The sequence below is a fragment of the Rahnella inusitata genome (assembly GCF_965118895.1).
GTDB classification, from domain to species: domain Bacteria; phylum Pseudomonadota; class Gammaproteobacteria; order Enterobacterales; family Enterobacteriaceae; genus Rahnella; species Rahnella inusitata_A.
The window spans coordinates 149,266-173,334 of sequence record NZ_CBCPJJ010000001.1; the positions used below are offsets into that span (position 1 = coordinate 149,266).

Annotated in this window: 19 protein-coding genes; 15 read left to right on the forward strand and 4 right to left on the reverse strand. The window is 53.2% G+C overall.

The window, feature by feature from the left end:
- Nucleotide 1 precedes the first annotated feature (1 nt).
- The 4 genes from leuD to leuA are packed head-to-tail and all read right to left on the reverse strand — an operon-like array spanning nucleotide 2 to nucleotide 4,700.
- Nucleotides 2-604 carry a 3-isopropylmalate dehydratase small subunit gene (leuD, locus tag ACMHLI_RS00655; RefSeq protein ID WP_413527814.1) on the reverse strand — a complete coding sequence of 201 codons (603 nt, stop codon included), beginning with the start codon at nucleotides 602-604 and terminating at the stop codon, nucleotides 2-4.
- A 10-nt stretch (nucleotides 605-614) separates the two neighbouring features.
- Entirely contained in the window at nucleotides 615-2,015 is a 1,401-nt protein-coding gene (leuC, locus tag ACMHLI_RS00660) for a 3-isopropylmalate dehydratase large subunit (protein WP_413527815.1), read from the reverse strand.
- A gap of 1 nt (nucleotide 2,016) precedes the next feature.
- The gene (leuB, locus tag ACMHLI_RS00665) at nucleotides 2,017-3,108 is read right to left on the reverse strand and encodes a 3-isopropylmalate dehydrogenase (RefSeq protein WP_413527816.1); all 1,092 of its coding nucleotides are present in this window, start codon (nucleotides 3,106-3,108) and stop codon (nucleotides 2,017-2,019) included.
- Nucleotides 3,109-3,110: 2 nt separating this feature from the next.
- Entirely contained in the window at nucleotides 3,111-4,700 is a 1,590-nt protein-coding gene (gene leuA, locus ACMHLI_RS00670) for a 2-isopropylmalate synthase (protein ID WP_112168723.1), read from the reverse strand.
- 754 nt (nucleotides 4,701-5,454) lie between these two features.
- Here leuA and leuO point away from each other — a divergent pair.
- The 15 genes from leuO to murG all read left to right on the forward strand — a co-directional run bounded on the left by leuO (nucleotide 5,455) and on the right by murG (nucleotide 24,002).
- Complete coding sequence (gene leuO / locus ACMHLI_RS00675) at nucleotides 5,455-6,402, forward strand: transcriptional regulator LeuO (protein WP_413527817.1); 948 nt, start codon at nucleotides 5,455-5,457, stop codon at nucleotides 6,400-6,402.
- Between the two features lie 290 nt (nucleotides 6,403-6,692).
- Nucleotides 6,693-8,489 carry an AMP-dependent synthetase/ligase gene (locus ACMHLI_RS00680; RefSeq protein WP_413527818.1) on the forward strand — a complete coding sequence of 599 codons (1,797 nt, stop codon included), beginning with the start codon at nucleotides 6,693-6,695 and terminating at the stop codon, nucleotides 8,487-8,489.
- Between the two features lie 410 nt (nucleotides 8,490-8,899).
- Complete coding sequence (gene ilvI, locus ACMHLI_RS00685; protein ID WP_413527819.1) at nucleotides 8,900-10,618, forward strand: acetolactate synthase 3 large subunit; 1,719 nt, start codon at nucleotides 8,900-8,902, stop codon at nucleotides 10,616-10,618.
- 2 nt (nucleotides 10,619-10,620) lie between these two features.
- On the forward strand, nucleotides 10,621-11,112 hold the full coding sequence (ilvN, locus tag ACMHLI_RS00690; protein ID WP_013577020.1) for an acetolactate synthase small subunit: 492 nt from the start codon (nucleotides 10,621-10,623) through the stop codon (nucleotides 11,110-11,112).
- Between the two features lie 167 nt (nucleotides 11,113-11,279).
- Nucleotides 11,280-12,284: a catabolite repressor/activator gene (gene cra / locus ACMHLI_RS00695; RefSeq protein ID WP_413527820.1), complete on the forward strand. Its 1,005-nt coding sequence runs from the start codon at nucleotides 11,280-11,282 to the stop codon at nucleotides 12,282-12,284.
- Nucleotides 12,285-12,977: 693 nt separating this feature from the next.
- Nucleotides 12,978-13,436: a division/cell wall cluster transcriptional repressor MraZ gene (gene mraZ / locus ACMHLI_RS00700; RefSeq protein ID WP_056776931.1), complete on the forward strand. Its 459-nt coding sequence runs from the start codon at nucleotides 12,978-12,980 to the stop codon at nucleotides 13,434-13,436.
- A gap of 2 nt (nucleotides 13,437-13,438) precedes the next feature.
- Nucleotides 13,439-14,380, forward strand: coding sequence for a 16S rRNA (cytosine(1402)-N(4))-methyltransferase RsmH (gene rsmH / locus ACMHLI_RS00705; RefSeq protein ID WP_213051372.1), 942 nt, complete (start codon nucleotides 13,439-13,441; stop codon nucleotides 14,378-14,380).
- Nucleotides 14,377-14,697, forward strand: a complete 321-nt coding sequence (gene ftsL / locus ACMHLI_RS00710; protein ID WP_413527821.1) for a cell division protein FtsL — start codon at nucleotides 14,377-14,379, stop codon at nucleotides 14,695-14,697. Before rsmH ends, ftsL begins: the two co-directional genes overlap by 4 nt.
- 27 nt (nucleotides 14,698-14,724) lie before the next feature.
- Nucleotides 14,725-16,488: a peptidoglycan glycosyltransferase FtsI gene (locus ACMHLI_RS00715; RefSeq protein ID WP_413527822.1), complete on the forward strand. Its 1,764-nt coding sequence runs from the start codon at nucleotides 14,725-14,727 to the stop codon at nucleotides 16,486-16,488.
- The gene (murE, locus tag ACMHLI_RS00720) at nucleotides 16,475-17,962 is read left to right on the forward strand and encodes a UDP-N-acetylmuramoyl-L-alanyl-D-glutamate--2,6-diaminopimelate ligase (protein ID WP_413527823.1); all 1,488 of its coding nucleotides are present in this window, start codon (nucleotides 16,475-16,477) and stop codon (nucleotides 17,960-17,962) included. Before ACMHLI_RS00715 ends, murE begins: the two co-directional genes overlap by 14 nt.
- Entirely contained in the window at nucleotides 17,959-19,335 is a 1,377-nt protein-coding gene (gene murF, locus ACMHLI_RS00725) for a UDP-N-acetylmuramoyl-tripeptide--D-alanyl-D-alanine ligase (RefSeq protein WP_413527824.1), read from the forward strand. The genes murE and murF overlap by 4 nt, the downstream gene beginning before the upstream one ends.
- A complete protein-coding gene (gene mraY, locus ACMHLI_RS00730) occupies nucleotides 19,329-20,411 on the forward strand; it encodes a phospho-N-acetylmuramoyl-pentapeptide-transferase (RefSeq protein WP_413527825.1) in 1,083 nt (360 codons plus the stop codon). Before murF ends, mraY begins: the two co-directional genes overlap by 7 nt.
- Nucleotides 20,412-20,413: 2 nt before the next feature.
- Nucleotides 20,414-21,730, forward strand: a complete 1,317-nt coding sequence (gene murD, locus ACMHLI_RS00735) for a UDP-N-acetylmuramoyl-L-alanine--D-glutamate ligase (protein ID WP_413527826.1) — start codon at nucleotides 20,414-20,416, stop codon at nucleotides 21,728-21,730.
- Nucleotides 21,731-21,735: 5 nt separating this feature from the next.
- Entirely contained in the window at nucleotides 21,736-22,938 is a 1,203-nt protein-coding gene (ftsW, locus tag ACMHLI_RS00740; protein ID WP_413527961.1) for a cell division protein FtsW, read from the forward strand.
- Complete coding sequence (gene murG, locus ACMHLI_RS00745) at nucleotides 22,935-24,002, forward strand: undecaprenyldiphospho-muramoylpentapeptide beta-N-acetylglucosaminyltransferase (protein ID WP_413527827.1); 1,068 nt, start codon at nucleotides 22,935-22,937, stop codon at nucleotides 24,000-24,002. Before ftsW ends, murG begins: the two co-directional genes overlap by 4 nt.
- Nucleotides 24,003-24,069: the final 67 nt, after the last annotated feature.

The window sequence follows — 24,069 nt, forward strand, 5'->3', positions numbered from 1 at the left end:
ATCAGTTCATAAACACAGGCTGATTCTTCTCGTAAGCGGAGATATTTTCTTCGTGTTGCAGCGTCAGACCGATGCTGTCCAGACCGTTAATCATGCAGTGACGGCGGAAGCTGTCGATCACAAACGGATAGCTTTTATCACCGGCTTTGACCGTCTGCGCTTCGAGATCCACTTCAAAGGTGATGCCTTCATTGTCTTTCACCAGCGCGAACAGCTCATCAATTTCTGCATCACTCAGGGTGATGGGCAGCAACTGGTTGTTGAACGAGTTACCGTAAAAGATATCGGCAAAGCTTGGTGCGATCACCGCGTGGAAACCGTAGTCGGTCAGCGCCCACGGCGCATGTTCACGAGAAGAACCGCAGCCAAAGTTTTCACGCGCCAGTAAAATGCTCGCGCCTTTATAGCGCGGCTGATTCAGCACGAAATCCGGGTTAAGCACCTGACCGGCGTCGTCCAGAAAACGCCAGTCGTTAAACAGGTGTTGACCGAAACCGGTGCGGGTCACTTTCTGCAAAAACTGTTTCGGAATGATGGCATCGGTATCGACGTTAGCGGCATCCAGCGGAACCACCAGACCAATGTGTTGGGTAAATTTAGCCATGGTGTTTTCCTCAGTTCAGTTCACGAATATCAGCGAAACGGCCAGTCACCGCCGCCGCCGCAGCCATTGCCGGGCTGACCAGATGCGTGCGTCCGCCACGGCCCTGACGGCCTTCGAAGTTACGGTTACTGGTGGAGGCGCAACGTTCGCCCGGTTCCAGACGATCGTTGTTCATCGCCAGACACATGGAGCAGCCAGGCAGACGCCATTCGAAACCGGCTTCAATGAAGATCTTATCCAGACCTTCTTCTTCGGCCTGCGCTTTTACTGGGCCAGAGCCGGGAACCACAATCGCCTGTACACCGGTCGCGACTTTGCGACCTTTGGCGACGGCGGCGGCCGCGCGTAAATCTTCGATACGTGAGTTGGTACAGGAACCGATAAACACTTTATCGATCGCCACGTCGGTCAGTTTAATGCCCGGTTGCAAATCCATATACGCCAGCGCTTTTTCAGCGGAGGCACGTTCTACCGGATCGGCAAAAGAGGACGGATTTGGGATCGTCTGATTCACGCCCATGACCTGACCAGGGTTCGTACCCCAGGTGACCTGCGGTGCGATGTCAGCCGCGTCCAGCGTCACGACGCTGTCAAATTTGGCATCCGCATCGGTTTTCAGGGTTTTCCAGTACTCGACGGCGGCGTCCCAGTGTTGATCTTTCGGCGCGAACTGGCGGCCTTTCAGATACGCAAAGGTGGTGTCGTCGGGCGCGACCAGACCGGCCTTGGCACCCATTTCAATCGCCATGTTGCACAGGGTCATACGACCTTCCATGCTCAGCGCTTCGATGGCTTTACCGCAGAACTCAACAACGTGACCGGTACCGCCGGCGCTGCCGGTTTTACCGATGATCGCCAGCACGATATCTTTGGCGGTGATACCGGCAGGCGCGTCGCCAGTCACTTCGATTTTCATGGTTTTAGCGCGACCCTGTTTCAGGGTTTGCGTTGCCAGCACGTGTTCCACTTCCGATGTGCCGATACCGAAAGCCAGTGAACCGAACGCACCGTGCGTCGCCGTATGGGAATCGCCGCAAACGATGGTCATGCCCGGCAGGGTCATTCCCTGCTCAGGGCCGATCACGTGAACGATGCCCTGGAAAGGGTGGTTCAGGTCATACAGTTGTACGCCGAATTCCGCGCAGTTCTTGATCAGTTCCTGCATCTGAATGCGCGCCATTTCGCCGCTGGCATTGATGTCTTTGGTTTGCGTGGAGACGTTGTGATCCATCGTCGCGAAGGTTTTGCCCGGCTGACGGACCGGACGCCCCATCGCGCGCAGGCCGTCAAACGCCTGCGGAGAGGTCACTTCGTGCACCAGGTGGCGGTCGATGTACAACAGCGGCGTTTCGTTTTGCACTTCGTAAACGACGTGCGCGTCATACAATTTTTGGTACAGCGTCTTCGCCATGTTATGCCCCTTCTTTCACAAAGCGGGCAATGATATCGCCCATTTCACTGGTGCCCAGCGCCTGCTGACCGTTAGCCAAATCACCGGTGCGGTGGCCTGCTTCCAGCGCTTTATTCACTGCCTGCTCGATGGCGTTGGCGGCTTCATCAGCCCCCAGGCTATAACGCAGTAACAGCGCGGCAGACAAGATCTGGGCAATTGGGTTGGCGATGTTTTTACCGGCGATATCCGGTGCGGAGCCGCCCGCTGGTTCGAACAAACCAAATGCCTGCTCGTTCATGCTCGCCGAAGGCAACATGCCCATGGAGCCGGTTATCATCGCGCATTCGTCTGACAGAATGTCGCCGAACAGGTTGGAGCACAGCAGTACGTCAAACTGCGATGGATCTTTAATCAGCTGCATTGTCGCGTTATCGATGTACATGTGGCTCAGGCTGACGTCCGGGTAATCCTTCGCAATTTCGTTTACCACTTCACGCCACATAATGGACGTTTGCAATACGTTGGCTTTATCGATGGACGTCACAATGCTGCGGCGTTTGCGCGCTGATTCAAAGGCGATGCGGGCAATACGTTCGATCTCAAAGCGGTAATATACCTCGGTATCGAAGGCTTTCTCATGCTGACCCTGGCCTTCGCGGCCTTTCGGCTGGCCGAAGTAAATGCCGCCGGTCAGTTCGCGGACGCACAGAATGTCGAAGCCTTTGGCGGCGATGTCGGCACGCAGCGGGCAGAATTCTTCCAGACCCTGATACAGACGGGCAGGGCGCAGGTTGCTGAACAATTTGAAGTGCTTACGCAGCGGCAGTAATGCGCCGCGCTCAGGCTGATCGTTAGGCGGCAGGTGTTCCCATTTCGGGCCGCCCACCGAGCCAAACAGGATGGCATCGGCTTGTTCGCAACCGGCAACGGTCGCTGGCGGCAACGGGCTGCCGTGTTTGTCGATAGCTGCGCCACCGACGTCGTATTCGCTGGTGCTGATTTTCAGGCCAAAACGCGCACGTACTGCGTCCAGAACTTTGTATGCCTGGGCCATAACTTCCGGGCCAATTCCGTCTCCGGGTAAGACGGCAATATGATGGGTCTTGCTCATGATCACACCGTTTCCTGATTATTTTGAATGTTGTTGTGTTGCTGAACTTCGTGCTGCAAACGTTGTTTTTCGATCTCAACTTGTTTGCTGCGCCAGATATTATTCAGTACGTGCACCATCGCTTTGGCGGAGGATTCAACGATGTCCGTCGCCAGGCCCACGCCGTGGAAGCGGCGACCATTAAAGGAGACGACCACGTCGACCTGTCCCAGTGCATCACGCCCCTGACCTTTGGCGCTCAACTGATATTTCACCAGCTCGATTTGATAGCCAGTGATGCGGTTAATCGCCTGATAGACGGCATCAACAGGGCCATTGCCGGTAGCGGCTTCGGTAATGATCTCATCACCACAGGCCAGATTCACCGAGGCGGTGGCGGTTATCTTAGAACCGGACTGCACGCTGAAGTTGTCCAGTCGGTAAAACTCTGGCTCTTCTTGCTGCTTATTAATGAACACCAGTGCTTCTAAATCGTAGTCGAAAACCTGACCTTTTTTGTCAGCCAGCTTCAGGAACGCGGCATACAGATGATCCATGTTGTAATCGGATTCTTTGTAGCCCATTTCTTCCATACGATGCTTCACGGCGGCACGGCCGGAGCGGGATGTCAGGTTCAACTGGATCTGGTTCAGACCAATGGATTCCGGGGTCATGATTTCGTAGTTTTCGCGATTTTTCAGCACGCCGTCCTGATGGATACCGGAAGAGTGCGCGAAGGCGTTGGAGCCGACAATCGCTTTGTTGCCGGGGATCGGCATGTTGGTTATCTGGCTGACAATCTGGCTGGTGCGATAGATTTCTTTGTGATTGATATTGGTGTGGACGTTCATGTAATCCGAACGGGTCCGGATCGCCATGATGACTTCTTCCAGTGCGGTATTCCCGGCACGTTCGCCAATACCGTTCAGCGTGCCTTCTACCTGACGCGCACCGGCCTGAATCGCCGCGATAGAGTTGCCGACCGCCATGCCCAGATCGTCGTGGCAGTGTACGGAAATAATCGCTTTATCAATGTTCGGCACGCGTTCATACAAGTTAGTAATGATTCCGCCGAACTGAACCGGCGTGGTGTAACCGACAGTATCAGGAATATTGATGGTGGTCGCACCGGCTTTGATCGCAGCTTCGACGACACGGCACAGATTATCCAGCGGCGTTCGGCCCGCATCTTCGCAGGAGAATTCGACGTCATCCGTATAGTTACGGGCACGTTTCACCGAGTGAACCGCCATCTCCAGAACCTGATCAAACGAACGCTTCAGTTTGGATTCAATATGCAGAGTCGAGGTGGCCAGGAAAACGTGGATACGGAAGGCTTCGGCAACGCGTAATGCTTCTGCGGCGGCGTCGATGTCACCATCTACGCAGCGTGCCAGACCGCAAACGCGGCTGTTTTTAATCTGGCGCGCGATAGTTTGTACAGATTCGAAATCACCCGGAGAAGAAACAGGGAAGCCGACTTCCATCACGTCAACGCCCATCCTTTCCAGCGCCATTGCAATTTGAATCTTCTCTTTAACACTCAGGCTGGCTTGTAACGCCTGTTCACCGTCACGCAGCGTGGTATCGAAAATAATGACTTGCTCGCTCATGGGTTTCTCCTTGTCTGCTCTATTTTTCGCGCCCTGCGGGAGATAAAAAAAAACCCGCGCATCGGCGCGGGTTTATTGTCTGTGGAAGTTGAATCAGTTCTGATTTTCGCCCACTGGCATACCGCGCAAATTTTTTGCGTTGAGTAGTAGGCCAAGGAGACGAGTAATCATGAACATGTATTTTCAGCTTCTCATATATAGGGTAGTTAAAACGGATATCGTTTAAACAGTGCTTAAAGTGATACGGGAATGTGTGTGCTATGTCAACCTTCAGTGTGTGGAAAAGGCGGTAATTTTTACAAATGAAAAACAATCTCATTTAGCATAAAACACTATCTGTAAGAATGTGTTTGGAGGAAAGAATTTCTCAGCCGTTACAAAGATTTCCTTGGGTGAAAACAGTACAAAACTGGACTGCACAGGAAGGTGGTGGTGAAATAATTATTCTAATTCAGTTAGTTAGATAATATTTACTGCTGCTTAACTTATTATTCATTTTTTGCATGTTGTTTCGGTAATTATTTTATTGTCTTATATCATCAGTTTTTAGAAGGGAAATGAAATATATATTTTGCTTTCTGATTATTCGAAACAGTACTTAGGTCCTTTTCAAATAATAAAAATATGAAATGGCACGCATTTTTTGTCGGCTGTTATTTATTGGTCTGATATGACTGTGCCGCATTTTGTTTAAATAAATCAATTAAAGATAATCATTATTCTTCAAGGCTGATGATCTTTAATGGGGATAACCATGTCTGACATCATTACCGAAAACGCTGCTAAACCTGCTGAGTTTGAAACGCATCTGCGTAATGTCGATCTTAATTTATTGACTGTCTTCGATGCCGTCATGCAATTACAAAATATTACCCGTGCAGCCAATATGCTGGGCATGTCTCAGCCCGCCGTCAGTAATGCTGTAGCCCGTTTGAAAATCATGTTCAATGATGATTTATTTGTTCGCTACGGTCGGGGCATCCAACCGACAATGCGTGCCCGGCAGTTGTTCGGCCCTGTCCGTCAGGCACTTCAATTGATCATGAATGAATTGCCCGGCGCAGGTTTCGATCCCAGTGTCAGCATGCGCCAGTTTAATGTCGCGATTTGCAGCCCGCTGGATAAACGCCTGACATCTCAAGTTCTTCACGCCGTTGATACCCTGGCCAGCAGCGTCAGTATTAAATTACAGACTATCGTTAATGATAATATTGAACATCAGCTGCGCTACCAAAATATCGAATTTATGATCAGCTACCGTAAATTTGAACGGCCTGATTTTTGTAACGAACCCTTATTTAATGACGAACTGGTGTTGGTTGCGGCACAAAATCATCCCCGGATTAGCCCTTATATGTCCGACGAGAAATACCTGCGCGAAAAACATGCTGTCATGATGATTGACCGCTTCTATTCTTTCAGTGCGCCTTATTATGATGATCCTGAACTGCAATCTTTAATCGCCTATCAGGGAACAGATCTTTACAGCGTCATGGAAGTCGTGTCGAAAACCGAGATGGTGGCGCTGGTTCCCCGCTGGTTAGCGCAGGCTAATACCGGCATCCTAAATTTATCTGTCATTCCATTACCGTGGATGAAAAATCAGCTGACCTGTTATCTGTCATGGCATGAGTCTTCCAGTAAAGATCGCGGGAATATGTGGATGAAATCTTTATTAAGCCAGTGCGTACTGACGCTCTGACCCTAAAACGAACATCGTATTTACTTTGGTGTGCGCTGAAGTAAATATGCCTGGTTATGATTTATTTTGAAGTTTTTTATCCTGCGTGCTTTTTCGCCTCGTTAAAGCTACGCGGGTTTTTTTTCTCCCGCCATTGACTCATTCTGAGCCGCCGTTTTGCTTCCCCTAACGCTCTATAATTTCATTTCGCCGCGCAATATTTGTGGGTAGACTGCGTTAAATCTTTGTAACAGAGCAATACAGTTAGCCGCCTCCTGGCGAGCTGTGCTGAACGCCGGTATAGACGCTCAATGAATCCAACCTTAAATGATTACCATCTGATCGCCCGTTTTCGCCAACAGGTCACTCTTCGCGCTGACCAAATCGCCTTTCGTGAATGGTCACCCGCTGTTCAAACCTCACTGACCTGGCGTGAGTTAGGGGCGAAAGTCGATGCTTTATCGACTCTCCTTTTACGGGAGCGCGTGGAGGTTCAGGAGAGGATTGCAATCTGCGGGAATAATTCGATCGCCTGGGCAACGGCGGATCTGGCAATTTTGCAACTGCGCGCGGTAACCGTACCGGTCTATGCCACGAACACGCCCGCACAATCAGCGTATGTGCTTAATGATGCGGATATCCGCATTTTATTTGTGGTTGGCCAAAAGCAGTACGACGCGGCGATTGCATTGCGCGAACTCTGCCCGCAGCTACAACATATTCTGGTGCTAGATGATGATGTCGATTTACAGGGCGTGCAGATAGCCCGACATGTATCTGATATCACCGTGCCCGACGCTGCGTTAACCGCCGAACGCGAAGCGCGCCTCAGCGCCTGCGATCTCAACGACTTATTCACGCTGATTTATACTTCGGGCACCACCGGGGAAGCGAAAGGCGTAATGCTCGACTACCGCAGTATGGCGACACAGCTGAAACAGCATGAAAAACGCCTGACGATTTCCGACCGGGATATCTCCCTGTGCTTCCTGCCGCTGGCGCATGTCTTCGAACGGGCGTGGAGTTTCTTTGTGATGCAGTGCGGTGCGCAGAACGTCTTTCTGCGCGATACCGATTTAGTGAGGGATGCGTTACAGGCGGTGAAACCTACCGTCATGTGCGCCGTGCCGCGTTTCTATGAAAAAGTGTTCAGTGCGATCCACGATAAAGTCGCCCGCGCGGGAAAGGTGAAAAAGTGGCTGTTCCACTGGGCAGTGGCGCAGGGTAAAGAGAGATTTCTGACTGAGCGGCGTGGCGAACGTAATCCCTTCTGGCTTTCACCGGCATATTTTCTGGCGGACAAGCTGGTGCTCAAAAAGCTGCGCGGTTTGCTCGGCGGCAACTTACGTTTTCTGCCAGCAGCTGGCGCGAGCCTGGATGACAATGTGATTCTGTTTTTTGAATCCCTCGGTTTGCATATCAAATACGGTTATGGTTTGACGGAAACTTGCGCCACCGTCACCTGCTGGGAAGAGAAAAATTTCCGCTTTGGCTCAGTCGGCACGGCGTTGCCGGAAATCGAGGTGCGTATCGGTGATGAAAATGAAATTCAGGTACGCGGACCAACACTGCTGCGCGGTTACTTCAATAAACCGGAAGAAACAGCGGCCAGTTTCACTGCAGATGGCTGGTTTAAAACCGGCGATGCGGGGAAGATGGATGCAGAAGGCAACGTGTTTATCACCGAACGACTGAAAGATCTGATGAAAACCTCAGGCGGTAAATATATCGCGCCGCAGCGGATCGAAGGCACGCTGGTGCAGGATCGCTACATTGAACAGGTGGCGGTGATCGCCGATGAGCGTCATTTTGTTTCTGCGCTGATCGTACCGGATTTCGATGTGCTCAACATGTACGCACAGGCGCATCATATCGATTACTTCAACCGCAGCGGTCTGGTCAAAAATGAACAGATTCTGTCGCTGTTTGCCCATCAGTTACGCGAAATTCAGCACGATCTGGCAGACTTTGAGCAGGTGAAAAAATTCGCGCTACTGATCAAACCTTTCACTATGGAATCCGGCGAACTGACGCCGACGCTCAAGCTGCGTCGTAAGATTATTTTCAGCCGCTACAAAAAGGAAATCGACGAACTCTACGGCGAATGACGCCGCGTCTTTGTCTTTCTCTCAACACCGGCGAATACCTGTTCGCCGGTTCCCTGATCATTTTTATGTCAGCATCAGACATAATTTAATCCTGTAATTTTTCCCGCCTTCCTGATATTTCTGACTGGTTGCCGTGCGCAGGCAGTGTTTTGTCCCGGACGGGCGATTGATGGCAGCGCGTCGCAATATACGAAATCTGTCATCCCTATTTTGGCGTTTGCCTGACCCAAATTCTCACGCTAAGGTACTGAGTTGAGTTAGCAACGCCAATAAGAACAGCAGGGTTTTCATCCGCTCTGCGTAAAGGCCTAAAATTCAGCGATTTAACTTTGGATTGCTGCTTGAATAGAACAGCTTGCTGAAATAAAAAGTCATCCTATAGAAGAAATAAAAAGCCTGGAGGCAAAACCATGGAGATGTTGTCAGGAGCCGAGATGGTCGTTCGATCGTTAATCGATCAGGGCGTGAAGCAGTTATTCGGTTATCCCGGCGGAGCGGTGTTGGATATCTATGATGCCCTGCACACGGTCGGCGGGATTGATCATGTGCTGGTGAGACATGAACAGGCCGCTGTTCATATGGCTGACGGTTATGCGCGTGCCACGGGCGAAGTGGGCGTGGTGCTGGTGACGTCCGGTCCCGGTGCAACCAATGCGATCACCGGTATTGCGACAGCTTATATGGATTCCATTCCGCTGGTGGTGCTATCCGGCCAGGTACACAGTTCACTGATCGGTTATGACGCGTTCCAGGAATGCGACATGGTGGGGATCTCCCGTCCGGTGGTGAAACACAGTTTTCTGGTAAAACGCGCGGAAGATATTCCTACCGTGCTGAAAAAAGCTTTCTATCTGGCGTCCACGGGCCGTCCGGGCCCGGTGGTGGTCGATTTGCCAAAAGACGTGGTGAATCCGCAAATCAAATTACCTTACGCTTACCCTGAACAGGTTGCGATGCGGTCGTATAACCCGACGGTGCAGGGGCATCGCGGCCAGATTAAACGCGCGTTGCAGACGTTGCTTGCCGCGAAAAAACCGGTGCTGTACGTCGGTGGTGGGGCGATCAACTCTGAGTGTCACGCAGAAATTCTGGAACTGGCAGAAAAACTGAATCTGCCGGTAACCACCTCCCTGATGGGGCTGGGCGCGTTCCCGGGCACACATCGTCAGAGTCTGGGTATGCTCGGCATGCATGGTACATACGAAGCCAACATGGTGATGCACAACGCCGATCTGATTTTCGGCGTGGGTGTGCGTTTCGACGACCGTACTACCAATAATCTGGCGAAGTACTGCCCGAATGCCACCGTAATGCATATCGATATCGACCCGACGTCGATCTCCAAAACCGTCAGTGCTGATATTCCTATTGTCGGTGATGCGAAACAGACGCTGGTTCAGATGCTTGAATTGCTGGCGCAGAGCGACGACAAACAGGAATTTGATGCGCTGCGCGACTGGTGGACAAGTATTGAAAACTGGCGTGCGCGTCAATGCCTGAGCTACGACAAAAACAGTGGCAAGATCAAACCGCAGGCCGTTATCGAAACGCTGCATCGCCTGACCAAAGGTGACGCCTACGTGACGTCGGACGTCGGTCAGCATCAGATGTTCGCCGCACTTTATTATCAGTTTGATAAGCCACGTCGCTGGATAAACTCCGGTGGCCTCGGCACGATGGGCTTCGGTCTGCCTGCCGCGCTGGGTGTGAAACTCGGTCTGCCGGACGAAACGGTAATTTGTGTCACCGGTGACGGCAGCATCCAGATGAACATTCAGGAGCTGTCGACCGCGCTGCAATACGGTTTACCCGTCATTGTGATCAACCTGAATAACGGTTATCTCGGTATGGTGAAACAGTGGCAGGACATGATTTATTCCGGTCGCCATTCGCAATCCTACATGGAATCGCTGCCTGACTTCGTCAAACTGGCGGAAGCTTATGGTCACGTTGGCATTGCTATCCGCACGCCTGATGAGCTGGAAAGCAAACTGATTCAGGCACTGGAACAGAAAAATCGTCTGGTATTTGTGGATATCAGCATTGATGAAACAGAACACGTTTACCCGATGCACATCCGTGGCGGTGCGATGGACGAAATGTGGTTAAGCAAAACGGAGAGGACCTGATCATGCGCCGGATTTTATCAGTATTACTGGAAAACGAATCGGGCGCGTTGTCCCGCGTAGTCGGCCTGTTCTCTCAGCGTGGCTACAACATCGAAAGCCTCACCGTTGCGCCGACCGATGATCCCACATTGTCGCGTATGACGATCCAGACCGTAGGTGATGCCAAGGTGCTCGAGCAGATCGAAAAGCAGCTGCATAAGCTGGTCGACGTGTTGCGCGTCACTGAACTGGTGCAGGGCGCTCACGTTGAGCGCGAAATCATGCTGGTGAAGGTTCAGGCTTCTGGCTATGGCCGGGAAGAGGTGAAACGTTCAACTGAAATCTTCCGTGGGCAGATTGTGGATGTTACGGCGACGCTTTACACCGTTCAGCTTGCGGGCACCAGCGACAAGCTCGACGCCTTCTTAGCCAGCATTCGTGACGTGGCTGAAATTGTCGAAGTGGCACGCTCCGGCGTGGTCGGTGTTTCGCGCGGCGACAAGATCATGCGCTAAAGCCTAAAAAATCAGCAGGATGTAAAATTTATCTGCACAGTGAAAGCTCAACTTTTTAGTTGGGCTTTCTTTTTTGCGGCCCAGGTGAAGCGATTCGGTAAAACACCTTGCCCGGCAGGGGCTTCTGGGGTTAGATAAAGCATTATCTTTCTTAAGGGGTTATCTCAGTGAAGCTGGATGAGATCGCGAGGTTAGCGGGCGTTTCGCGTACGACGGCCAGTTATGTTATTAACGGCAAAGCGAAGCAATATCGTGTCAGCGATAAGACAGTCGAAAAAGTCATGGCTGTCGTGAAGGAACATAACTATCACCCGAATGCGGTGGCTGCGGGTTTACGCGCCGGCCGGACCCGTTCTATTGGTCTGGTGATCCCCGATCTGGAAAATACCAGTTATACCAAGATTGCCAATTTTCTCGAGCGTCAGGCACGCCAGCGTGGCTATCAACTGCTGATTGCTTGTTCGGAAGATCAACCTGACAACGAAATGCGCTGCATCGAGCATCTGCTGCAACGTCAGGTTGATGCGATCATCATTTCCACGTCTTTACCGCCGGAACATCCTTTTTATCAGCGCTGGGCCAATGATGATTTCCCCATCATTGCGCTGGATCGTGCGCTCGACCCTGAGCATTTCATCAGCGTTGTCGGTGCCGATCAGGAAGATGCTCTGATGCTGGCGCAGGAATTGCGAACGTTCCCTGCTGAATCGGTATTGTATCTCGGTGCATTGCCTGAATTATCGGTCAGCTTCCTGCGTGAGCAGGGCTTTCGCGAGGCCTGGGCTGAAGATTCACGTCAGCCGCAGTATCTTTATGCCAATGCGTATGACCGCGAATCAGCGGCGGTGGTGTTTGCCCAGTGGCTGAAGCACAATCCTATGCCACAGGCACTTTTCACCACCTCGTTTCAGTTGTTACAGGGCGTCATGGACGTCACGCTGAAAACGGAAGGGCGTTTGCCTGTCGATCTGGTGATTGCTACCTTTGGGGATAACGAGCTTCTCGACTTCCTCGAGTGTCCGGTTCTGGCGGTCGCTCAGCGTCATCGTGACGTTGCCGAACGTGTGCTGGAGCTGGTACTGGCGTGCCTGGATGAACCGAAAAAGCCAAAAGCAGGCCTGACCCGTATTCGCCGCAACCTCTTCCGCCGTGGCCGGTTGAGCCGCAAGTAATCCTGACGGGTATTCTATTGAGTGCCCGTGATTCCCTCCCACAAACACACTTATCTATCCTCTCTTGCCCAATAGCTCACAACGCGTTAAAAAATTCCATGCGGGGAAAGTGGTTAATTTAGGAACATTCCCAGAGCGTTGAATTATTAACAAATGTTTTCGCCTTACAGTTACCGATATAAATCTGTTTATTGATATCTAAAATACGTTAATGCTGTCTGCAAAAGTGCTGTAGAATTCCCCGCTTAATTTCTCCGGGTATGCAGTTGTCTCGCGATTCGTGGTTTTTAAACGCCCTGAAAGGCTTGTGCCATGCGGGCTGGCTCACAAAATGATGATGATTTAGCCGTGATAGCCAAAAAAAAATCGGAAATGATTTTTCTTATGGCAAAGAGAACAAGAAACGAGAGTCAGATAACAGAAGAATATAAATAGTTAAATAATATTCAGTTTGGTTTTTTTTTAAACGAAATTATTAACCCTCCGAAATTTCTTCAGCTAATCATGACGTTATTTTCTATTTCACCTCTAAAATACCTCACCGCGTTACGTCGGGCTTTCGGGTCCCCGCGTAAATATTGCCAAACCGCCTCCGCTCTGGCTTGACAAGGTTTTAAAACCATCCGTAAACTCTTTTAAGTGGGAATTTGTGGAGGAAAGTGGTGATTAGGGTCATAGAGGGGTAGATCGGTCATGTTTCGTGGCGCGACGATGGTTAACCTCGACAGCAAAGGGCGACTTGCCGTACCCACCCGTTACCGGGATTTGCTGAGCGAAGAATCGCAAGGTCAAATGGTGTGTACCATAGACCTCCATCACCCATGTCTCCTCCTTTACACCCTCCCCGAGTGGGAAATTATTGAACGTAAATTGTCCCGTCTGTCGAGCATGAACCCCGTTGAGCGCCGTATTCAGCGCCTGTTGCTGGGACATGCAAGTGAATGTCAGATGGATAACGCCGGGCGTCTGCTGATTGCCAACACTCTGCGTCAGCACGCCGGGCTCGCAAAAGAAGTGATGCTGGTTGGGCAGTTCAACAAGTTTGAATTGTGGGATGAACAGACCTGGTATCAACAAGTTAAGGAAGACATAGACGCTGAACAATCGTCTCAGGAACCACTCTCTGACCGATTACAGGACTTGTCATTATAAGCATGGTTGAAAACTACAAACACACTTCCGTCTTGCTGGATGAAGCCGTCAACGGCCTGAACATCCGCCAGGACGGCATTTATATAGACGGAACCTTTGGCCGCGGTGGCCACTCACGTCTGATTTTGTCACAGCTTGGCCCACAAGGTCGCCTGCTGGCGATTGACCGCGATCCGCAGGCAATTAAAGCCGCAGAATCTATTGATGACGCGCGTTTTTCTATCGTTCACGGACCTTTCTCCGATCTCGCTGACTATGTTCGCGAGCGCGGTCTGGAAGGCAAGATCGACGGCGTATTACTGGATTTAGGCGTTTCCTCACCGCAGCTTGATGATGCGGAACGGGGTTTCTCCTTTATGCGTGACGGGCCTCTGGATATGCGCATGGATCCGACGCGTGGTTACTCAGCGGCTGAATGGCTGATGAAAGCGGAAGAAGAAGACATCATCTGGGTATTGAAAACGTTCGGTGAAGAGCGTTTTGCGAAACGCATTGCGCGCGCGATTGTCGAGCGGAACCGCGAATTACCAATGACGCGTACCAAAGAACTGGCTGATTTGATTGCGAATGCCTCACCGTTTCGTGAGAAGCATAAGCATCCGGCGACACGCAGCTTCCAGGCGATTCGTATCTACATCAACAGTGAGCTGGAAGAAATCGAACGTGCGCTGGACGGCGCGCTGGAAATTCTGGCACCGGCAGGGCGTTTATCCGTCATCAGCTTCCACTCACTGGAAGACCGCATCGTGAAACGCTTTATCCGTCAGCACAGCCGTGGCGCGCAAGTGCCTGCCGGGATTCCGATGACGGAAGCGCAAATCGCTGAACTTGGCGGACGCTCATTAAAATCAGTGGGAAAAATGATGCCTTCCGATGCGGAAGTGTCAGAAAACCCGCGGGCACGCAGTTCAGTCCTGCGTTTTGCTGAGAGAACGGCATCGTGATTGGCAATGAACGTCACGGTTTGGTGGGGGTTATTGCCAGCGACATTTTGCGCAATGGCAAGGTCCCGATGATTTTGCTGATTGCCGTTTTGATCAGCGCCATCTTCGTGGTCACCACTGCGCACCGTACGCGTTTACTGACAGCACAGCGCGAACAGTTAGTACTGGAAAGGGATGCGCTGGACATCGAGTGGCGCAACCTGATCCTCGAAGAGAATGCCCTCGGTGATCACAGCCGGGTAGAGCGCATCGCAACGGAGAAATTGCAGATGCAACATGTTGATCCATCTCAAGAAACTATTGTGGTTCAGCCTTAAAATGCGCACGGAGGATACAGGCAGCTAATGAAAGCAACACGCACCGCGAAGTTAAAGCGTCCCGAAGATCAAGCCAGCTTTATCAGCTGGCGTTTTGCGTTGTTGTGCGCCTGTATTTTACTGGCCTTGCTGGGGCTGATGTTGCGGGTGGCTTATCTTCAGGTGATAAACCCCGATAAGCTGGTGAAAGAAGGGGACTTACGTTCCCTGCGCGTTCAAACCATTCCGACATCCCGCGGGATGATCACCGACCGCTCGGGGCGGCCTCTGGCCGTCAGCGTGCCTGTGAATGCAATTTGGGCCGATCCGAAAGAAATTACCGATCGCGGCGGCATCACGCTCGATACCAAGTGGAAAGCGCTCGCCGACGCCCTCAACATGCCACTCGATCAGCTTTCTGCCCGCATCAACGCCAATCCCAAAGGCCGCTTCGTTTATCTCGCCCGTCAGATCAACCCCTCCGTTGGCGAATACATTCGCAAACTTAAACTGCCGGGGATTTCCCTGCGTCAGGAGTCCCGTCGTTACTATCCGGCCGGACAGGTGACATCGCACGTCATTGGCGTCACTAACATCGATGGCGAAGGTATTGAAGGCGTTGAGAAAAGCTTTGACCGCTGGCTGACCGGGAAACCGGGCGAACGCACCATCCGTAAAGACCGCTTCGGGCGCGTCATTGAAGACATTTCCTCCGTTGACAGCCAGGCTGCGCACAATCTGGCGCTAAGCATCGACGAACGTTTGCAGGCACTGGTGTATCGCGAACTGAACAACGCCGTGGCATTTAACAAAGCCGAATCCGGCACTGCGGTACTGGTCGATGTGCAAACCGGTGAAGTGCTGGCGATGGCCAACAGCCCGTCTTATAACCCAAATAATATGCCGAACACCCCGAAAGACGTGATGCGTAACCGCGCCATCACCGACATCTTCGAGCCGGGTTCCACCGTCAAACCGATGGTAGTGATGACGGCGCTGAAAAATGGTGTCGTGCGCGAGAATAGTGTGCTGAACACCGTGCCGTATCGAATCAACGGTCACGAGATTAAAGATGTGGCCCGTTACGCGGAGCTGTCCGTGACGGGTATCTTGCAGAAGTCGAGTAACGTCGGTGTTTCACGACTGGCGTTATCGATGCCGTCCGCAGAGCTGGTAGATACTTACTCGCGATTCGGATTGGGAAAACCGACCAATTTGGGACTGGTTGGAGAAAGCAGTGGCTTATACCCTAAAAAACAACGGTGGTCTGACATAGAGAGGGCCACCTTCTCTTTTGGCTACGGGCTAATGGTGACACCTCTCCAGCTAGCGCGAGTCTACGCAACGATTGGCAGCATGGGCATTTATCGTCCGCTGTCGATAACCAAAGTTGATCCGCCTGTCTCTGGCGAACGTATTTTCCCGGAACCGATTGTCCGCACCGTCGTGCATATGATGGAAAGCGTCGCACTGCCCGGCGGTGGTGGCGTGAAGGCGGCGATCAAGGGTTACCGCATCGCGATTAAAACCGGTACCGCGAAGAAAGTCGGTCCCGATGGTAAGTATGTGAACAAATACATTGCCTACACCGCAGGCGTTGCACCGGCAAGCAATCCAAGATTTGCGCTGGTGGTGGTTATCAACGATCCGCAGGCAGGGAAGTATTACGGTGGGGCCGTTTCCGCACCTGTGTTCGGCGCGATCATGGGCGGCGTATTGCGCACCATGAACATCGAACCGGATGCGCTGACTGCCGACGAAAATGCAGACATAGTGAATAATCAAAAAGAGGCTTCAGGTGGCAGATCGTAATTTGCGCGACCTATTAGCGCCCTGGGTGAGTGATGCCCCGGCGGTAGCGCTAAAAGACATGATTTTAGACAGCCGCGTGGCGGCTGCCGGAGATCTGTTCGTCGCGATTTCAGGCCATACCAGCGATGGGCGTCGTTTTATTCCCCAGGCAATTGCCCAGGGTGTCGCTGCCGTTGTGGCCGAAGCAAAAGGTGAACAAGAGCATGGAACGGTTAGCCAGATGCATGGCGTGCCGGTGATTTACCTCGAAAATCTTAGTGTTTTGCTGTCCGAACTGGCAGGACGTTTTTATCATCAGCCGGCTCAGGCCTTACGTCTGATCGGCGTGACCGGCACCAACGGCAAAACCACGACCACGCAGCTGCTGGCGCAGTGGAGTCAGTTGCTGGGTGAAACCAGCGCCGTGATGGGCACCGTGGGTAATGGTTTACTCGATAAAGTGGTACCGGCGGAAAATACCACCGGTTCTGCGGTACAGGTTCAGCATATTCTGGCGGATTTAGTACAGCAGGGCGCCACCTTCGCCGCGATGGAAGTTTCCTCGCACGGGCTGGTTCAGCACCGCGTCGCTGCGCTGCCGTTTGCCGCTGCGGCTTTCACCAACCTCAGCCGTGATCATCTGGATTATCACGGCGATATGCAAAGCTACGAAGATGCCAAATGGCAACTCTTCTCTTCGCATCAGGTTGGCCAAAAAATTATTAATGTTGACGATGAAGTTGGGTTGCGCTGGCTGGCGAAAACCCCCGACGCTATCGCCGTCACCATGGAAGATAACATCCCGGCAGGCTGGAAAGGCCGCTGGCTGGCGGCGCGCAGCGTGAATTATCACGACAACGGCGCGACCGTGAATATCGATTCAAGCTGGGGCGAAGGGTTGCTGGAAAGCCGTCTGATGGGCGCGTTCAACGTCAGTAATCTGCTGGTGGCGCTGGCGACCTTGCTTTCACAAGATTATCCGCTGGCGCAGTTGCTGGCGGTGAGTTCACAACTGCAACCGGTGTGCGGCCGCATGGAAGTGTTCAATGCGCCGGGCAAACCGACCGCCGTGGTGGATTACGCTCATACGCCTGACGCGCTGGAAAAAGCGCTGGCTGCGGCGCGTCTGCACTGTCGTGGCACGCTGTGGTGTGTGTTTGGCTGCGGCGGCGATCGCGACAAAGGGAAACGTCCTCTGATGGGCGGCATTGCGGAACAGTACGCCGATCGCGTGATCGTGACGGATGACAACCCGCGCAGCGAAGAGCCCCGCGCCATTGTCGCCGATATCCTTGCCGGGCTGCTGGATGCTGGCCGGGCGCAGGAAATTCATGGCCGCGCAGAGGCAGTAACCAGCGCGATTATGCAGGCAACTGAAGATGACGTTGTGCTGATCGCAGGTAAAGGCCACGAGGATTACCAACTGGTAGGCAATCAGCGTCTCGACTATTCCGATCGCGTAACGGTTGCCCGTTTGCTGGGGGTGATCGCATGATCCGCGTTTCTCTGCAAACGTTGGCGGCGGCGCTCAATGCTGAACTTATCGGCAGCGATACCCAAATCGACAGTGTTACGACCGATACCCGTCAGATCACGCCGGGCTGTTTGTTCATCGCCCTGAAAGGCGAAAAATTTGATGCGCACGACTTTGCGGCCGATGCCGTTAAAGCCGGTTCAGGGGCTTTACTGGTAAGTAAGCGCTTACCGGTGGAGATCCCACAAATCCTGGTGGCTGACACCCGTATCGCGCTCGGCCATCTCGGCGGCTGGGTGCGTCAGCAGGTTCCTGCCCGCGTGGTCGGCCTGACCGGCTCCTCCGGTAAAACGTCCGTGAAAGAGATGACCGCAGCGATCTTACGCGAGTGCGGCAATGTGCTTTATACCGCAGGCAACTTCAATAACGACATCGGCGTACCGCTGACATTGTTACGCCTGACCGCAGAACATGATTTTGCCGTCATCGAAATGGGCGCCAACCATCCGGGCGAAATCGCTTATACCACTGCACTGGCCAGGCCTGAAACGGCGCTGGTCAATAATCTGTCTGCCGCTCACCTTGAAGGTTTCGGTTCACTCGCCGGCGTTGCGCAGGCCAAGGGCGAAATTTTTGAAGGCTTGCCCGAAAACGGTACGGCGATTGTTAACGCAGAGAGCAACGACTGGCCGAAATGGCAGCGCAAACTCGACGGCAAAACCGTCTGGCGGTTCTCTTCGACAAAAAATTCTGCGCAGCAGAGTGACGGCAGTGATTTCTTCGCAACAGACGTCAAAATCAGCCCGCTTAATACCGGGTTTATCCTGCATTCTCCTCAAGGCAGCATAGATGTATCGCTGCCTGTGCCGGGGCGTCACAACATTGCTAACGCGATGGCTGCGGCCGCGCTGGCGCTGTCGGTTGGCGCTTCGCTCGAAAATGTTCGCGCTGGTCTGATGACCCTGCAATCGGTTAAAGGCCGCTTGTTCCCGATCGCACTTTGCGAAGGTAAAACGCTGCTCGATGACAGCTACAACGCTAACGTGGGCTCGATGACAGCCGCCGCCCAAGTGCTGGCAGAAATGCCGGGCTACCGCGTGATGGCCGTTGGCGACATGGCGGAACTGGGTGCACAAAGCGAAGCGTGTCATCGCGAGGTGGGCGAAGCGATTCGTGCAGCGGGGATCGACAAAGTTTTCAGTATTGGTCACGACAGCCGCATCATCAGTGATGTCAGCGGGTGTGGTGAGCATTTAGCGGATAAGGCAGCCCTGACGGCCCGCCTGACGAGCTTACTGTCTGAACATGCGGTAATTACCGTTTTAATTAAAGGTTCACGTAGTGCCGCAATGGAGCAGGTAGTACGCGCGTTACAGGAGAATGCAACATGTTAGTTTGGCTGGCCGAACACTTGGTCAAATATTATTCCGGCTTCAACGTCTTTTCCTATCTGACGTTTCGCGCCATCGTCAGCCTGCTGACTGCATTGTTCCTGTCACTGTGGATTGGTCCACGGATGATTGCCCGTCTGCAAAAAATGTCATTCGGTCAGGTTGTGCGTAACGACGGCCCGGAATCACATTTCAGCAAACGTGGTACGCCAACTATGGGGGGCCTGATGATTCTGGCCTCTATCACCATTTCGGTGCTGATGTGGGCGTATCCGTCTAACCCGTACGTCTGGTGTGTCCTGTTCGTGTTGATCGGCTACGGCATCGTCGGTTTCATTGATGATTACCGCAAAGTTGTGCGCAAAGACACCAAGGGCCTCATCGCCCGCTGGAAATACTTCTGGCAGTCCGTGATAGCACTGGCTGCCGCTTTCACTATGTACGCCATCGGTAAAGACACGCCAGCGACAGAGCTGGTGGTGCCGTTCTTTAAAGACATCATGCCGCAGCTTGGCCTGCTGTACATCCTGCTGAGCTACTTCGTGATTGTGGGTACCAGTAACGCCGTCAACCTGACCGATGGTCTGGACGGGCTGGCGATTATGCCCACAGTGTTCGTTGCCGGTGGCTTTGCGCTGGTGGCCTGGGCGACCGGTAACATGAATTTCGCCAGCTACCTGCACATCCCTTATCTGCGTCACGCCGGGGAACTGGTGATCGTGTGTACCGCGATTGTCGGTGCCGGGCTCGGATTCCTGTGGTTCAACACCTATCCGGCACAGGTCTTCATGGGTGACGTCGGCTCTCTGGCCTTGGGCGGCGCGCTGGGTACCATCGCCGTACTACTGCGCCAGGAGTTCTTACTGGTGATTATGGGCGGTGTATTCGTGGTCGAAACACTGTCGGTTATCTTGCAAGTCGGGTCCTTTAAGTTACGTGGGCAGCGCATCTTCCGTATGGCGCCAATCCATCATCACTACGAACTTAAAGGCTGGCCGGAACCGCGCGTCATTGTGCGCTTCTGGATTATTTCGCTGATGCTGGTGCTGATCGGCCTTGCAACGCTGAAGGTACGGTAACTATGGCTGACTATCAGGGTAAAAAAGTCGTCATCATCGGGTTGGGGCTGACCGGCCTCTCTTGTGTTGATTTCTTTGTGGCACGTGGCGTGACGCCGCGTGTTATGGATACCCGCGTCAGCCCGTCAGGACTGGACAAGCTTGCGGATAATATTGAGCGTCATCTCGGTTCACTCAATGAAGAGTGGCTGCTGAATGCGGATCTGATCGTTGCCAGTCCGGGCATCGCACTGGCATCGCCTGCGCTGAGCGCCGCTGCTGAAGCGGGTGTGGAAATTGTCGGCGATATCGAACTGTTCTGCCGTGAAACCCAGACGCCGATTGTGGCAATCACTGGTTCAAACGGTAAAAGCACAGTGACCATGCTGGTCGGTGAAATGGCGAAAGCCGCCGGATGGCGTGTTGGCGTGGGCGGGAATATCGGTCTGCCAGTACTTAATATGTTGGATCACGAATACGATCTGTTCGTGCTCGAACTCTCGAGCTTCCAGCTGGAAACCACGGAAAGTCTGCAAGCCGCTGCGGCCACCATTTTGAACGTGACCGAGGACCACATGGATCGCTATCCGTTTGGCCTTCAACAGTACCGTGCGGCCAAGTTAAAAGTGTATGAGAACGCCGCGCTTTGCGTGGTGAATGCTGATGATGCACTGACCATGCCGGTACGCGGGGCTGATAAGCGTTGTGTGAGCTTTGGGGTGGATGTGGGTGATTATCACCTGACCCGCCAGCAGGATGATATCTGGCTGCGCGTGCGCGGTGAGAAAGTCCTGAATACCAATGAGATGCCGCTGACCGGCCGTCACAACTATACCAATGCGCTGGCGGCTTTGGCGCTGGCGGATGCTGTCGGTGTTCCTCATGCTTCCAGCCTGAAAGCGCTGACCACCTTTACCGGACTGGCGCATCGTTTCCAGATAGCCTGGCAGCACAACGGCGTGCGCTGGATTAACGATTCCAAGGCGACCAACGTCGGCAGCACCGAAGCGGCACTGAACGGTCTGCACGTCGAGGGCACGCTGCATCTGTTATTGGGCGGCGATGGCAAATCGGCCGATTTCTCGCCGCTGACGCGTTATTTGCAGGGCGAGAAACTCCGCGTTTACTGTTTTGGCCGTGACGGGGCTGAACTGGCAGAGCTGCGCCCGGAAGTTTCTTCTCTGTTTGAAACAATGGAGCAGGCGATGCGTGAAATCAGTTCGCATCTGGCTTCCGGCGACATGGTGCTGCTGTCTCCTGCGTGTGCGAGTCTCGATCAGTTCCGCAGTTTTGAACACCGTGGTGATGTCTTCACTGCGCTGGCGAAGGAGCTTGGCTGATGCGGATCCGTATGCCGGGGCTGGGTCTCGTCAGAAAATTTAACGACTGGGTGATGGGTGCCAGGGAAAACGACACCGTCACGCTGGTGTTGTATGACCGTACGCTGCTGTGGCTGACCTTTGGTCTGGCGATTGTTGGTTTTGTGATGGTGACATCGGCCTCGATGCCGATTGGTCAGCGTCTGGCGGATGACCCCTTCCTGTTCGCCAAGCGTGATGCGATTTATCTCGCACTGGCCTTCGGAATGTCGCTGGTGACACTGCGTGTGCCGATGGCGGTGTGGCAGAAATACAGCAACGTATTGCTTTTGCTCTCAGTGGTGATGCTGCTGGTGGTGTTGGTGGTCGGCAGCTCGGTCAACGGGGCATCGCGCTGGATTTCCTTCGGCCCGCTGCGTATTCAGCCCGCCGAGTTTTCCAAATTGTCGCTGTTTTGCTACCTCGCCAGCTATCTGGTGCGCAAAGTGGATGAAGTCCGCAGTAATTTCTGGGGCTTCTGTAAGCCGATGGGCGTGATGGTCGTGCTTGCAGTGTTACTGCTGGCGCAGCCAGACCTCGGTACGGTGGTTGTACTGTTTATCACCACGCTGGCGATGCTGTTTCTGGCGGGGGCTAAAATGTGGCAGTTCTTGGCTATTATCGGCTCCGGTGCCTTTGCGGTTGTACTGCTGATTATCGCCGAACCCTACCGTATGCGCCGCGTAACTTCCTTCTGGAATCCGTGGGCAGATCCGTTCGGCAGCGGTTACCAGTTAACCCAGTCGCTGATGGCTTTTGGTCGCGGTGAATTCTGGGGGCAAGGGTTAGGTAACTCTGTGCAAAAGCTGGAGTATTTACCGGAAGCGCATACCGATTTTATCTTCTCCATTTTAGGCGAGGAACTGGGGTATTTCGGTGTGGTTTTAGCCCTGTTGATGGTATTCTTCGTCGCTTTTCGCGCGATGTCCATTGGACGTCGTGCATTAGAGCTCGATCAGCGATTTTCCGGCTTTTTGGCCTGCTCAATTGGCGTGTGGTTTAGCTTCCAGGCGCTGGTTAACGTTGGGGCCGCAGCAGGGATGTTGCCGACCAAAGGTTTGACCTTGCCGCTCATCAGTTACGGTGGTTCGAGCCTGATCATTATGTCGACGGCAATCGTGTTATTGCTGCGAGTGGATTTTGAAACGCGGCTGGCAAAAGCCCAGGCGTTTGTAAGGAGTGCCCGATGAGTGGCAATACCCGGCGTTTAATGGTGATGGCAGGCGGTACCGGTGGGCACGTTTTCCCCGGGCTGGCCGTGGCACATCATCTGATGGATCAAGGCTGGGAAGTTCGCTGGCTGGGTACCGCAGATCGTATGGAAGCCGACCTGGTTCCTAAAAACGGCATTGAGATTGATTTCATTAAAATCTCAGGATTACGTGGGAAAGGTCTGAAAGCGCAACTCACTGCCCCGATTCACATATATCATGCGTGGCGCCAGGCAAAAGCCATCATGAAGCGTTTCCAGCCTGATGTGGTGTTAGGCATGGGTGGGTACGTTTCTGGCCCCGGCGGCTTAGCAGCATGGTCACTGGGCATTCCGGTGGTGTTGCATGAGCAAAATGGGATTGCCGGGATGACTAACCGGGGTTTGTCGCACATTGCCAAAAAAGTATTGCAAGCGTTTCCAGGCGCATTCCCGAATGCCGACGTGGTGGGTAACCCGGTGCGTACCGATGTGCTGGCGCTCGAATTGCCGGAAACTCGTCTGGCCGGGCGTGAAGGCCCCATCCGCGTTCTGGTCATTGGCGGAAGTCAGGGCGCGCGGGTACTGAACCAAAGCATGCCGGACGTGGCGGCGCTGATGGGCGATAAAATCACGCTGTGGCATCAGGTGGGCAAAGGTGCGCTGGAGTCTGTCAATCAGGCTTATGAAAAAGTCGGTCAGACGCAGCATAAAGTGACCGAATTTATTGATGACATGGCGCAGGCATATGCCTGGGCGGATGTGGTGGTGTGTCGTTCCGGTGCGTTAACGGTCAGTGAAATTGCTGCCGCCGGTTTACCGGCGATATTCGTACCTTTCCAGCATAAAGATCGCCAACAGTACTGGAATGCGTTGCCGCTGGAAAAAGCCGGTGCCGCGAAGATTATTGAGCAGAAAGATTTTAGCGCTGCTGCAGTGGCCGATTTGATGGCCGGATGGGACAGAACCCATCTTATGGAAATGGCGCGTGCTGCACGCGCAGCTGCCATTCCTGATGCGACAGAGCGTGTGGCCGCCGAAGTGGTTGCCGCCAGTAAAAAATGAAATTGAACGGGCCGTGCAATGCAGGGTCCCAGCCGTAAGAAACGGATTAATCAGTAACCTGAAATAG